Raw genomic sequence first — 12,332 nt, forward strand, 5'->3', positions numbered from 1 at the left:
GACGCCCGGCGCCGGCGGCAGGGCCGCAGCGGATGCGACGGGCGCGCCGCCACCATTCGCCGCGACGGCAGCCGGCTGCGGCGCGGCGGGATCGGGCAGCGGCGCCTTGCGGTCGGCCTGCTCCTTGGGGTTCAGCGGGTCCCATTTCTCGAAGCGCTCGGTCGCACGCTCCAGCGCGTCGAGGCCCAGCCCGCGTTTCGAGGTCAGCGCATTCACGTCCTTGAGCGTCTTGGCCGCGTCATCCAGGCCCGAGGATTTGGCGGCATTCTCCATGGCGGAACTGAACTCGCGCGCCATAGACCGCGCACGCGCGGTGATCCGGCCCAGCGTGTGGAACAGCTTGGGCAGGTCCTCGGGGCCAATGACGATCAGCGCCACCACGCCGATCAGCAGAAGCTCGCTCCAGCCGATATCCAACATACGCGCCGGACCGGGGGATCAGAGCTTGGTCGTGTCGTTCGGCGTCACGTCGCGCAGCGAGCTGTCGGCCACCGTCCGGGCCCGCTCGGCCTCGAGCTGGGCGCGCTCGGCGGCCAGCTCGGCGCGGGCGCGCTCGATGTCGTCGGTGGTCTTCAGCTCGACCTCCTTGACCTCGCCGCGCGCGGCGGCATCGCCTTCCTCGCTGCCTTCCTTCACGCCTTTCTTGAAGGCGGTGATGCCCTTGCCGACCTCGCCCATCAGGGACGAGACCTTGCCGCGCCCGAACAGGACCAGAACGACGATGGCGATCAGCAATAGCGCCATCGGTGAAGGTGCGTGCATGTCATTACCTCCGTGGCAGGGCCCGAAAGCCTTGCGTGTCTTCACATGCTTCCCGATATAGGTGCGGAACGCGCATCACGAAACCCCCAATTCCGTGATCGGACGCATTGACGCGCCGCCGCGCTTCCCCCCGTCCGGAAAGCGGGCCATATTGCGGGAACCATGGACCATATCCAGATCGTCAGCGCCTTTGTCACGCTTTTCGTGGTGATCGACCCGGTGGGGCTGGCGCCGCTGTTCATCGCCCTGACGCGCCAGATGACGCCGCAGCGCCGCCGCCGAATCGGTTGGCGGGCACTGGCGGTGGCGGCGGGGCTGATGACGCTGTTCGGCCTGGCGGGCGAGGCGATCCTGCGAGGCATCGGCATTTCGCTGCCGGCCTTTCGCATCGCCGGCGGGCTGCTTCTGTTCCTGACCGCGCTCGACATGCTGTTCGAGCGCCGCACCGAGCGGCGCGAGGGTCAGGCCCGCGACGATGACGACGACCCCTCGGTCTTTCCGCTGGCGACGCCGCTGCTGGCCGGGCCCGGGGCACTGGCGACCATGATCCTGCTGGTCGGCCAGGACCAGAGCCCGGTCCACACGCTGATGATCCACCTGGTCATGCTGGCGGTGCTGGGCATCGCCGCGGCGCTCTTCGCCATGGCGGGGCCGATCGCCCGGCTGCTGGGGCGCACCGGGACCATGGTGGTCACCCGGCTTTTCGGCATGCTGCTGGCCGCGCTCTCGATCCAGTTCGTGATCGACGGCCTCAAGGGAACGGGGCTGTTCTGATGGGCGAGGAATTCGGCCGGGCCGCCTACCTTGTATTGCTGCTCGTCGCGGTGGGCGGCTTCCTGCTGGTCGAGCTGCGCGCCCGGCCAGGCAAGACCCTGCGCCAGGCAGCGGCCTGGGGGCTGATCTTCATGGGCGCCCTGGCGCTGGCCGGCCTGTGGGAGGACATCCGCAACACGGTCTCGCCCCAGGCCCGGATGCTGGAAGGCGGCCGGGTCGAGGTGCCGCTGGGCAATGACGGCCATTTCCACCTGACCGCACAGGTGAACGGCACCCCGGTCCGCTTCGTCATCGACACCGGCGCCACCACCATTGCGCTGGGACCGCGCGACGCCAGGCGCGTCGGCATCGACCCCGACAGCCTCGGCTATGTCGGCCAGGCCCGGACCGCGAACGGCATCATCGAGACCGCGCCCGTCACCCTCGACAGCGTGACCCTGGGCGAGATCCACGACAGCCGCGTCCCGGCCATGGTGCTGCGCAGCGATCTCGACCAGTCGCTGATGGGCATGTCCTACCTGTCGCGCTTCGCCCGCGTCAGCATCGAGGGCAACCGCCTGATCCTGGAACGCTGACCGGCTTTCTCCGCTCTCCAAATACCCCGGGGGAGCGCGGCACGCGCGGGGGGCAGCGCCCCCTTACTGCCTGCGCTCCCAGCGGCCGCCGGCCTCGGACCAGTATTCCGCCGCCACGCCCTCGGCCACCAGCGCCCGCCATTGCGCGCGGGCGCGCTCCAGCGCCTCGGGGTCGTTGCCGTCGAACAGGATGCAGGCCCGCTCCAGCGCCGCGCATTCCGCGCCCGAGACCTCGGCGCCCTCCAGCGCGATCAGGCAGCGCGCCGCATTGGCCGCCGCCTGGCCCTCGACGGTCAGCAGCACCGGCTGCCGGGCATCATGCGGCCCGCCGGCCAGGCCATGCGGCAGGAAGCCCTCGCCCAGCCACAGTGCCTCGTCCAGCGCCACCTGGCGCGCGCGGTCCCTGCCCCGCAGCTCGACCCGCCAGCCGGCCTGCAGGCTCTTGCCGATCAGCATCGGCACGAGCTGGCCCGGCCCCGAGCGGGTCAGGTGATAGAACAGGGCCGCGCCCATCATTTGCCCTCGAAGCGGTCGCGCACCAGCCGGTCGAGCGTCATCACCCCCCAGCCGCTCGCGCCCTTGGGCGCCAGCGCCGTCTCGGCGGGCGGCAGCGCCACGCCGGCGATGTCCAGATGCACCCAGGGCGTGCCCTCGCGCACGAAGCGCTGCAGGAACTGCGCGGCGGTGATCGAGCCGGCCGGGCGCCCGCCGGTATTCTTGACATCGGCCAGGCGCGAATCGATCAGCTTGTCGTAGCCCGGTCCCAGCGGCAGGCGCCATGCGCCCTCGCCCTCGGCCCTGGCGGCGGCCAGCACCGCATCGGCGAAGGCGTCGTCGTTCGAGAACACCCCGGCATTCTCGTGCCCCAGCGCAATGATCACCGCCCCGGTCAGCGTCGCCAGATCGACCATGGCGGCAGGCTTGAAGCGCTCCTGCGCGTACCAGAGCACATCGGCCAGCACCAAGCGCCCCTCGGCATCGGTGTTGATGACCTCGATCGTGTCGCCCTTCATGGATTTCACGATGTCGCCGGGACGCTGGGCGCGGCCGTCCGGCATGTTCTCGACCAGGCCGACCAGGCCGACGACATTGGCCCTGGCCCTGCGCAGCGCCAGCGTGCGCATGACGCCGGCCACGACGCCGGCGCCGCCCATGTCCATGGTCATCTCCTCCATGCCGGCGGCGGGCTTGATCGAGATGCCGCCGGTGTCGAAGACCACACCCTTGCCGACCAGCGCCAGCGGCGCGGCCTCGCCGCCGCCGTTCCAGCGCATCACCACCACCTTGGACGGGCTTTCCGAGCCCTGGCCCACGCCCAGCAGCGCCCGCATGCCCAGCCGCGCCAGCTCGTCCTCCTCCAGCACCTCGACCTCGAGGCCCAGCTCGCGCATGGCCAGCAGCCGGTCGGCGAAATCGCTGGTGGTCAGCACGTTGGCGGGCTCGTTCACCAGATCGCGGGTGAAGAACACGCCCTCGGCCACGGCGGCACCGTCGCCGGCCGCCCGGGCCAGCGCCTCGGGATCCTTGTGCATGAACACAACCTTGCCGCGCGGCTTGGCCGCGGGCGCCGATTCGGTGGCCGGGGCGCCGCCGTCGGCCGCATCCGACAGCCGCGCATCCTCGGCCGCGCCGCTGCGGCTGGTGGTCACGGCCGGCTCGGCGGGCGCCTCGCCCTCGGCCGCGCCGTTGCCCGCATTCCCGCCATTCCCGGCTTGCTTCGTCTTGTAGGCCGAGAAGTCATAGGCGCGCAGCGCCAGCCCCAGCGCCACCTCGGCCGCGCGCGGGTGGTTGCCGGCCAGGACCAGCGTATCGGCCTTGCCCAGCTTCGCGCCGATGCTCGCCCCCGCGGCGCGCGCCGTGACCAGATCGGCATTCTGCGGCAACGAGACCAGCTGCAGCGCCTCGGCCTTCAGCCCGGCGGGAAAGGCCAGCTCCAGCGCCTTGCCGGGCTTCACGGCCTTCCAGGCATCGGATTCCAGCGCCCGGGCCGCCGCCTCGCGGGTGGCGCGCGGCAGGCCGCCCGGCAACCGCCCGGTCTGCGGCACCAGGATGGCGATCCGCCCCGGCCGCGCGGCCAGTTCGGTTGGGTCCGTGGCCGTGAAGGAAATTTCCACCGGGTGCGTCATGGTCCTGCCTCTCGCGTTGATCCGTCTTGATCCGTCCTGGGCGAAAACTAGTCGCGCAACCCCGCCTTGACCAGAGCCGGGGCTTTCCCAATCCCCGCGCAGCCGCTAATCAATCGGGGTCCGAGCCGCTGAAAGCCCCCATGCCCCGCATCGACCGCTATATCCTGTCGCAATTCCTGACCCTGTTCGGGTTCTTTGCGCTGGTGCTCGTCTCGGTCTACTGGATCAACCGCGCCGTCTCGCTGTTCGAGCAGCTGATCTCGGACGGGCAGACGGCGCTGGTGGTGCTGGAATTCACCGCACTGACCCTGCCGCTGGTCATCTCGGCCGTGCTGCCCATCGCCGCCTTCGCGGCCAGCGCCTATGGCACCAACCGGCTGTCCTCGGAATCCGAGCTGGTGGCGATGCAGGCCGCGGGCATGTCGCCCTGGCGGCTGGCGCGGCCGGTCTTCGTCTTCGGCGTGCTGGTGGCGCTGATGGTGGCGCTGCTGGTGCATGCGCTGGTGCCGATGGCGCGCGGGCGGCTGGCCGACCGCCAGGCCGAGATCGCCCAGAACGTCACCGCGCAATTCCTGCGCGCCGGCAGCTTCCAGTATCCGGTGCGCGGCGTGACGCTGTATATCAGCGAGATCGCCGCCGACGGCCGGCTGATCTATTTCTTTCTTGAGGATGCGCGCGATCCCGCCAACCAGACCACCTATACCGCGACCGAGGCGCTGCTGGTCAGGACCGATGCCGGCCCGCGGCTGGTGATGATGCAGGGCATGGTGCAGAACCTGCGCCGGACGGGCGAACAGCAAAGCCTGTCCGTCACCCGCTTTTCCGAACTTGCCTACGACCTCGGCTCGCTGATCGACCCGGCGGCCAGCCGCAAGCGCGACCTGCGCGCCTATCCGACGCTGCGGCTGCTGGACCCCGACCCCGAGCTTCTGGCCGCCACCGGCGCCACCGCCGACAAGGCCCTGGCCGAGGCGCATGAGCGGCTGGCCAAACCCCTGCAGGCGCCGGTCGCGGCGATGCTGGGCTTTGCCATGCTGCTGCTGGGCGGGTTCAGCCGCTTCGGGGTCTGGCGGCAGGTGGTCTGGGCGGTGATCGCGCTGATCGTCGTGCAGTTCCTCAGCACCGCGGCCGAGAATCAGGTGGCGGGCGACGCCTCGCGCTGGCCGCTGATGTATGTCTCGCCGCTCTTGGGGGCGGCGGCCTGCGTGACGGTGCTGTGGCTGGCCGCCCGGCCGCGCCGTCTGCGCGGCGAAAGCGAAGGCGGGGGGGCGGCGGCATGATCCTTTCGGCCTATGTGGCGCGGCGCTTCCTGCGCATGTTCGTGCTGATCGCCGCCATCTTCGGCGCCATCCTGTTCCTGATCGACATCGTCGAGCAGATCCGCCGCTTCTCGGACGAGAATATCGGCCTGTCGGGCGCGGCGGTGCTGTCGCTGCTGAACATCACCGCCAGCTTCTATTCCATCCTGCCGCTGATGACGGTGCTGGCGGGGATCGCGCTGTTCCTCAGCCTGTCGCGCAGCTCGGAACTGGTGGCGATCCGAGCCTCGGGGCGCTCGGCCCTGCGGGTGCTGGCGGCGCCGGCAGTCACGGCGGCGCTGGCCGGCATCCTGTCGGTCGCGGTGCTGAACCCGATGGTGGCGGGCACCTCGAAACGCTATGACGACGCGGTGGCACGGATGAAAAGCGGCAGCGGCCAGACGATCAGCGTCGGCGACAGCGCGGTCTGGCTGCGTCAGGCGCTGCCGATGACCGGTCCGGACGGGGCCGAGACGGCCGGCCAGGTGGTGATCCAGGCCAGCCGGGCCAGCGCCGATGCCACCACGCTTTACGATGCCACCTTCATGATCTTCGCGCCCGAACAGGGTCCGACCCGCCGCATCGACGCCCGCCAGGCGCGGTTGACCGAGGGGGCCTGGCTGCTCAGCGACGTCAAGGAATGGCCGCTGACCCAGCCCAATCCCGAGGCCATGGCCCGCACCGCGGCCGCGCTGACACTGCCCACCGACCTGACCGCCGCCCGCATCCGCGACAGTTTCGGCAAGCCCGAGGCGATCCCGATCTGGCAGCTTCCGGCCTTCATCAAGGGGCTGGAGCGCGCCGGCTTTTCCGCGCAGCGCCACAAGGTCTGGTTCCAGATGGAGCTGGCGCGGCCGCTGCTGATGGCCGCCATGGTGGCGCTGGCCGCGGTCTTCACCATGCGGCACATGCGCGGGCGCAAGATGGGGCTTCTGGTGCTGGCCGGCTTCGGCTGCGGCATCGCGCTGTTCTTCCTGCGCAACCTGGCGCAGGTGCTGGGCGACAATGGCGGCATCCCGCCGGTGCTGGCCGGCTGGGCGCCGCCCATCGTGGCGCTGTTCCTTGCCCTGGGGGCACTATTGCGGCTGGAGGACGGTTGATGGCGCGCAAGCGACAAAACGGCGGCGCGGCCCGCGCGGCCCTGCTGGCGGCGGTGCTGCTGCCCGGCGCGGCCCTGGGCCAGAGCCTGACCGCGGACGGCCAGACCCTGCCGATCTACGAGGAAAGCGGCAGCCTGTTCGAGGGGCCCGCCGGCCCGGCGCTGGCCCCGACCGAGGATTCCGACAGCAATGCCCGCTTTGCCGACGGCACCGAGGCCGCGCAGACGCCCTCGGTGGCGCGGCCCGGCTCGGTGCGCATCCAGGGCAGCGGCGACGGGGATGCGGCCAGCCCGGCCACGCTGCTGGCCGACCAGGTGACGCTGGATTCCGAGAACCGGCTGACCGCCTCGGGGGGGGTGGTGATCTGGCATCGCGGGGCGCGGCTGATCGCCTCACGGGTGATCTATGACAACGACAGCGGCGCGGCCACGATCGAAGGGCCGATCCACCTGACCCAGCCCGCCCGCGCCGGCACATCGCAGGAAACCATCGTCATCGCCGACAGCGCGCAGCTGGACCCGAACATGCAGGACGGCATCCTGCGCGGCGCCCGGCTGGTGCTGGCGCGCGAGATGCAGCTGGCGGCGCGGCAGATGCGCCGCAGCGAGAACGGCGCCGTGACCCGGCTGGACAACGTCGTCGCCTCGAGCTGCCAGATCTGCGCCGAGGATCCCATCCCGCTATGGGAGATCCGGGCCCGCTCGATCACCCATGACAGCCGCACCCGCAAGCTGCATTTCGATCACCCGCAGTTCCGCGCCCTGGGCCTGCCGATCGCCAGCCTGCCCTGGCTGACAGCGCCCGACCCGACCGTCGAGCGCATGACCGGCTTTTTGCGGCCGCAGTTCCGCACCACCTCGGGGCTCGGCTTCGGCATCAAGCTGCCCTATTTCATCACCCTGGGCGATCATGCCGACCTGACGGTGACGCCCTATGTCGCGGCCTCGCGCACCCGGACGCTGGAGCTGCGCTATCGCCAGGCCTTCCGCAACGGCGCCATGGAATGGAACGGCGCTGTCTCGCGCGACGACATCGAGCAGGGCGAGACCCGCGGCTACCTGTTCGGTGCCGGTCGCTTCGAGCTGCCGCGCGGCTACCTGCTGGGCTTCCAGATCCAGATGGCCAGCAACCGCGCCTATCTGCTGGACTACGACATCTCGGACGCCGACCGGCTGTGGAGCGGCATCACCCTGGACCGGGTGCGCCGCGACCGCATGGTCATGGCCCGGATCGGCAATTACGAATCGCTGCGCGACGACGAGCCGGACGAGTTCACCCCCTCGGTCGTGGCCGATGCGCTGTGGAAGCGGCGCTGGACGCCGGACCGCATCGGCGGCATCGCCAGCCTGGAATGGTCGCTGCACGCGCATCGCCGTTCCTCGGGCGAGGATGTGGTGGGCCGCGACATGGCGCGCGGCTCGGTCAGCCTGGACTGGCAGCGCAGCGAGATCCTGCCGGGCGGCGTCCTGGGCAAGGTCGAGGGCCGGGTCGATGCCGACATCTATCGAATCAACCAGGACAGCGACTACGAGGACTGGGTGGCGCGCGCCGATCCGACGCTGGCGGCCGAGCTGCGCTGGCCGCTGGCCCGTCATTCCGGCGGCGTGACCCATATCATCGAGCCGGTCGCGCAACTGATCTGGTCGCCCGAGCGCGAGGCCGAGGACGACGTGCCGAACGAGGACAGCCGGCTGATCGAGTTCGACGAGGGCAACCTGTTCTCGCTGGACCGCTTTCCCGGCTGGGACGCGCGCGAAACCGGCTGGCGGGCGAACCTGGGCGTCGGCTGGACGCGCATCGACCCTGCCGGCTGGTCCATCGGCCTGACCGCCGGCCGCGTCTTCCGCTCTGACCCCGAGCCTGCCTTCGACGGCACCGGGCCGCTGGCCGGCAAGCGCTCGGACTGGCTGCTCTCGGCCACCTACCAAGGCGCGAACGGGCTGGCGCTGGTGAACCGGGCGCTGTTCGACGACAGTTTCTCGATCAGCCGAAACGAGCTGCGGCTGGGCTGGTTCCAGCCCGGCCTGCAGGTCTCGGCCGGCTATCTCTGGCTCGATTCGGATGAAAGCGAGAATCGCGAGCTGGACGTGTCGGAATTGACCATGGCCGGCGGCTGGCAGGTGGCGCAGGGCTGGTGGGCCACGACCGAGACGCGCTACGACTTCACCGCCGACCGGGCGCAGAAGGCGCAACTGGGGCTGGAATACCGGAACGAATGCGTCACCGTGGAAATGTCGGTGCAACGGCGCTTCACCTCCTCGGACGAGCTGCGGGCCGATACCAGTTTCGACCTGGGCATCCGCCTGGGCGGCTTCGGCCAGCAGAAGGCCGGCCCGGGAACGGTGGCGCGTCGCGCCTGCCTGCGCTAATGTCCGGCAAAACCATGCGGCGAGGGAGCTGATGCGGCGAATTCTTCTGGGGGCGGCGATGGCCGCGATGCTGGCCGGGAGCGGGGTTTCCCCGGCCTTGGCGCAGGGCAATCCGTTCCAGCCGCTGGTCTATGTGAACGATTCGGCCGTCACCCGCTACGAGCTGGACCAGCGCGTGCGCTTCATGCAGCTGCTGCGGGCGCCCGATTCCGATCCGGCCTCGGCCGAAAAGGCGCTGATCGACGATAGGCTGCGGCTGTTCGCGGCCAAGCAGATGGGCATCACCCCCAGCAACGAACAGATCGACGCCGGCTTGGCCGAATTCGCCGGCCGCGCCAATCTGGGGGTCGAGGAATTCACCGCCGAACTGGCCCGCGCCGGGGTCGAGCGCCAAGCCTTTCGCGACTTCATCTCGGCCGGCGTGGTCTGGCGCGAGGTGGTGCGCCAGCGCGTCGTGCCGCAGGTCCGCGTCACCGATGCAGAGGTCGAGCAGGAGCTGAAGAAGATCATCGAGACGCCGCGCACCACCCATGTCGCGCTGTCCGAGCTGATCATTCCCGCCCCGACCGGCCAGGAAGCGCAGGCGATGCAGATCGCGGAATCGCTGGTGCAGAACGTGCGCTCCGAAGGCGATTTCGCCGCCGCGGCCCGGCGCTATTCGGCGACGCCCTCGGCCGAGAACGGCGGCCGGCTGCCCTGGACGCCGCTGGCCAACCTGCCGCCGGCGCTGCAGCCCATCGTGCTGTCGATGAAGCCGGGCCAGATCAGCCAGCCGCTGACCGTCCAGGGCGCGGTGGTGCTGTTCTTCCTGCGCGACACCCGCGGCACGCTGCGCCCCGGCGCGCGCGAGCAGGTGCTGGATTTCGTCCGCTTCCGCCTGTCCGGCGCCGCGGAAGCGAACCGCATCGCCGCCCTGTCGGACACCTGCGCCGACCTGTTCATCCATGCCCGCGGCCTGCCGGCCGAGCAGATCCAGCGCCAGACCCTGCCGCAGGGCCAGATCCCCACCGGCGAGGCGCTGCGCCTGGCAGTGCTGGACGACAACGAATCGACGGTGATCAGCTATGGCGGCGCGGTGACGCTGTTGATGCTGTGCAAGCGCGAGCCGGCGCTGCTGGCGGCAGAAACCCCGCCCGCCACGATCCCGGTCACGGCCGAAGGGGCAGAGGGCGGCCAGGACGGGCAGCCCGCGGCCGCCGATCCCGATGCACTGCCCGGCCGCGACGAGGTGCGCAGCATGATCTTCAACCGCAAGGTCGGACAGGCGGCCGAGAGCTACCTGGCCGAACTGCGCTCGAATGCCATCATCCGCCGGCCCTGAGCCCGGCCGAGGCGAACCGGGGGCGCTTCGCCCCCCGCCCCCCGAGAGTATTTGGAAAACGGAGAAGATGACTGACGCGCGGCCGATCATTCTGACCTGCGGCGAGCCGGCCGGCATCGGACCGGAGCTGGCGCCCAGGGCGCTGGCCTCGGGCGTGCCCTTCGTGTTCCTGGGCGATCCGCGGCATCTGCCCGAAGGCACCGCCTGGAGCGAAGTGGCTGCGCCGGAGCAGCCGGTGGCCCCGGGCGTGCTGCCGGTCCTGCGGCACGACTTCCCGGCGCAGGCGGTGCCGGGCCGGCCCGACCCCGCCAATGCGCCGGCGGTGATCGAGGTGATCGCCCGCGCCGTCGATCTGGCCATGTCCGGCGCGGCCGGCGGCATCTGCACCCTGCCGATCAGCAAGGAAGCGCTGAAGCGCGGCGCCGGCTTCGCCTTTCCCGGCCATACCGAATACCTGGCGCATCTGGCCGGCGACGTGCCGGTGGCGATGATGCTGGCCTCGACCACGGCAGAGCCGCCCTGCCGCGTGGTGCCGGTCACCATCCATATCGCGCTGAGCGAGGTGCCCGGGGCGCTGACGCCCACGCTGCTGGAGCAGGCGATCCGCATCACCGACGCCGCCCTGCGCCGCGATTTCGGCATCAAGGCCCCGCGGCTGGCCGTTGCCGGGCTGAACCCCCATGCCGGCGAGAACGGCGTCATGGGCGAGGAGGAGGCCCGCTGGATGGCACCGCTGCTTGCCCGGCTGCGCGGCGAGGGCTTCGACCTGGCCGGCCCGCTGCCCGCCGACACCATGTTCCATCCCGCGGCCCGCGCGCGCTATGACGCGGCGCTTTGTGCCTATCACGACCAGGCGCTGATCCCGATCAAGACGCTGGATTTTGCCGGTGGGGTGAACGTGACGCTGGGCCTGCCCTTCGTGCGCACCTCGCCCGATCACGGCACCGCCTTCGACATCGCCGGACGGGGCATCGCCGATGCGCAAAGCGTCATCGCGGCGCTGCGCATGGCCCATGACATGGCGGGCCGGCAATGAGCGCCATCGACGGGCTGCCGCCGCTGCGCGAGGTCATCGCCCGGCACGAGTTGCGGGCGAAGAAGCAGCTGGGGCAGAACTTCCTGCTGGACCTGAACCTGACCGCCAAGATCGCCCGGGCGGCGGGCGACCTGACGGGCTGCGACGTGATCGAGGTCGGGCCGGGGCCGGGCGGGCTGACCCGCGGACTGCTGGCCGAGGGGGCGCGGCATGTGCTGGCCATCGAGAAGGACGAGCGCGCCCTGCCCGCCCTGGCCGAGATCGCCGCCGCCTATCCGGGCCGGCTGGAGGTCGTCCATGGCGATGCGCTGGAGGTCGATCCGCTGGCGCATCTGACGCCGCCGATCCGCATCGTGGCGAACCTGCCCTATAATGTCGGCACCGAACTGCTGATCCGCTGGCTGACGCCGCCGGCATGGCCGCCCTTCTGGCAGTCGCTGACGCTGATGTTCCAGAAGGAGGTGGCCGAGCGCATCGTGGCCCGGCCGGGCGGCAAGGCCTATGGCCGGCTGGCGGTGCTGGCGCAATGGCGCAGCGAGGCGCGGATCGTCATGACCCTGCCGCCCGAGGCCTTCGTGCCGGCGCCCAAGGTGCATTCTGCGGTCGTGCAGCTGACCGCCCTGCCCGAGCCGCGCTTCCCGGCCGACCCGGCGGTCCTGAACCGCGTCGTCGCGGCGGGGTTCAACCAGCGCCGCAAGATGCTGCGCGCCTCGCTGAAGGGACTGCATCCGCGCATCGAGGAGCTGCTGGTCGAGGCCGGCATCGCGCCGACAGCCCGGGCCGAGGAGATCGGCCTGGAGCAGTTCTGCGCGCTGGCGCGGGGACTGGCCGCCGCGCCGCGCTGACGCTTACTCGCCGGAAGCCTTCTCGGCCGGTGCCTTGGCGCCCTCGGCCGGCTTCTTGCGGCTGCGCGGCGCGCGCTGAGCCGTGCCGGTGCCGGCCGCCGCGCGGCTGCGCCGACGCGGGGCGGG

At 71.0% G+C, this 12,332-nt stretch carries 12 protein-coding genes; 8 read left to right on the forward strand and 4 right to left on the reverse strand.

Annotated elements, in window-relative coordinates; translation table 11 throughout:
• Positions 1–420 (reverse strand): Sec-independent protein translocase protein TatB (gene tatB, locus I9P22_RS20195; protein WP_199261514.1); only part of this gene is annotated, 420 nt, incomplete at its 3' end.
• Positions 421–438: 18 nt separating this feature from the next.
• Positions 439–762 (reverse strand): twin-arginine translocase TatA/TatE family subunit, encoded by a 324-nt coding sequence (locus I9P22_RS20200; protein WP_199261516.1) that lies wholly within the window; start codon positions 760–762, stop codon positions 439–441.
• A gap of 162 nt (positions 763–924) precedes the next feature.
• Here I9P22_RS20200 and I9P22_RS20205 point away from each other — a divergent pair, with 162 nt between their 5' ends.
• Entirely contained in the window at positions 925–1,536 is a 612-nt protein-coding gene (locus I9P22_RS20205) for a MarC family protein (protein ID WP_199261518.1), read from the forward strand.
• Positions 1,536–2,111, forward strand: coding sequence for a retropepsin-like aspartic protease family protein (locus tag I9P22_RS20210; RefSeq protein ID WP_199261520.1), 576 nt, complete (start codon positions 1,536–1,538; stop codon positions 2,109–2,111). Before I9P22_RS20205 ends, I9P22_RS20210 begins: the two co-directional genes overlap by 1 nt.
• Positions 2,112–2,174: 63 nt before the next feature.
• Here I9P22_RS20210 and I9P22_RS20215 read toward each other — a convergent pair whose 3' ends face one another.
• Together I9P22_RS20215 and I9P22_RS20220 are read right to left on the reverse strand one after the other, a co-directional pair.
• Positions 2,175–2,624, reverse strand: a complete 450-nt coding sequence (locus tag I9P22_RS20215) for a DNA polymerase III subunit chi (protein ID WP_199261522.1) — start codon at positions 2,622–2,624, stop codon at positions 2,175–2,177.
• Entirely contained in the window at positions 2,624–4,237 is a 1,614-nt protein-coding gene (locus I9P22_RS20220; RefSeq protein WP_199261525.1) for a leucyl aminopeptidase, read from the reverse strand. The genes I9P22_RS20215 and I9P22_RS20220 overlap by 1 nt, the downstream gene beginning before the upstream one ends.
• A gap of 140 nt (positions 4,238–4,377) precedes the next feature.
• Here I9P22_RS20220 and lptF point away from each other — a divergent pair, with 140 nt between their 5' ends.
• The 6 genes from lptF (at position 4,378) to rsmA (ending at position 12,206) form a co-directional block, all read left to right on the forward strand.
• Entirely contained in the window at positions 4,378–5,517 is a 1,140-nt protein-coding gene (gene lptF / locus I9P22_RS20225) for an LPS export ABC transporter permease LptF (protein WP_199261527.1), read from the forward strand.
• Positions 5,514–6,635, forward strand: coding sequence for an LPS export ABC transporter permease LptG (gene lptG / locus I9P22_RS20230; RefSeq protein ID WP_199261529.1), 1,122 nt, complete (start codon positions 5,514–5,516; stop codon positions 6,633–6,635). Before lptF ends, lptG begins: the two co-directional genes overlap by 4 nt.
• Positions 6,635–9,004 carry an LPS-assembly protein LptD gene (locus I9P22_RS20235; RefSeq protein WP_199261532.1) on the forward strand — a complete coding sequence of 790 codons (2,370 nt, stop codon included), beginning with the start codon at positions 6,635–6,637 and terminating at the stop codon, positions 9,002–9,004. Before lptG ends, I9P22_RS20235 begins: the two co-directional genes overlap by 1 nt.
• 31 nt (positions 9,005–9,035) lie before the next feature.
• On the forward strand, positions 9,036–10,325 hold the full coding sequence (locus I9P22_RS20240; RefSeq protein WP_199261534.1) for a peptidylprolyl isomerase: 1,290 nt from the start codon (positions 9,036–9,038) through the stop codon (positions 10,323–10,325).
• A gap of 67 nt (positions 10,326–10,392) precedes the next feature.
• Positions 10,393–11,361: a 4-hydroxythreonine-4-phosphate dehydrogenase PdxA gene (gene pdxA / locus I9P22_RS20245; RefSeq protein WP_199261536.1), complete on the forward strand. Its 969-nt coding sequence runs from the start codon at positions 10,393–10,395 to the stop codon at positions 11,359–11,361.
• Complete coding sequence (rsmA, locus tag I9P22_RS20250) at positions 11,358–12,206, forward strand: 16S rRNA (adenine(1518)-N(6)/adenine(1519)-N(6))-dimethyltransferase RsmA (RefSeq protein ID WP_199261538.1); 849 nt, start codon at positions 11,358–11,360, stop codon at positions 12,204–12,206. The genes pdxA and rsmA overlap by 4 nt, the downstream gene beginning before the upstream one ends.
• The last annotated feature ends 126 nt before the right edge of the window (positions 12,207–12,332 follow it).

Origin of the sequence: Paracoccus binzhouensis (assembly GCF_016446475.1) — a bacterium.
Taxonomy (GTDB): Bacteria; Pseudomonadota; Alphaproteobacteria; order Rhodobacterales; family Rhodobacteraceae; genus Paracoccus; species Paracoccus binzhouensis.

Coding starts and splice junctions, on each gene's coding strand:
- I9P22_RS20200 (WP_199261516.1), bottom strand. CDS start 762: ATGCACGCACCTTCACCGATGGCGCTATTGCTGATCGCCATCGTCGTT.
- lptF (WP_199261527.1), top strand. CDS start 4,378: ATGCCCCGCATCGACCGCTATATCCTGTCGCAATTCCTGACCCTGTTC.
- I9P22_RS20210 (WP_199261520.1), top strand. CDS start 1,536: ATGGGCGAGGAATTCGGCCGGGCCGCCTACCTTGTATTGCTGCTCGTC.
- pdxA (WP_199261536.1), top strand. CDS start 10,393: ATGACTGACGCGCGGCCGATCATTCTGACCTGCGGCGAGCCGGCCGGC.
- lptG (WP_199261529.1), top strand. CDS start 5,514: ATGATCCTTTCGGCCTATGTGGCGCGGCGCTTCCTGCGCATGTTCGTG.
- I9P22_RS20235 (WP_199261532.1), top strand. CDS start 6,635: ATGGCGCGCAAGCGACAAAACGGCGGCGCGGCCCGCGCGGCCCTGCTG.
- I9P22_RS20215 (WP_199261522.1), bottom strand. CDS start 2,624: ATGGGCGCGGCCCTGTTCTATCACCTGACCCGCTCGGGGCCGGGCCAG.
- rsmA (WP_199261538.1), top strand. CDS start 11,358: ATGAGCGCCATCGACGGGCTGCCGCCGCTGCGCGAGGTCATCGCCCGG.
- I9P22_RS20240 (WP_199261534.1), top strand. CDS start 9,036: ATGCGGCGAATTCTTCTGGGGGCGGCGATGGCCGCGATGCTGGCCGGG.
- I9P22_RS20205 (WP_199261518.1), top strand. CDS start 925: ATGGACCATATCCAGATCGTCAGCGCCTTTGTCACGCTTTTCGTGGTG.
- I9P22_RS20220 (WP_199261525.1), bottom strand. CDS start 4,237: ATGACGCACCCGGTGGAAATTTCCTTCACGGCCACGGACCCAACCGAA.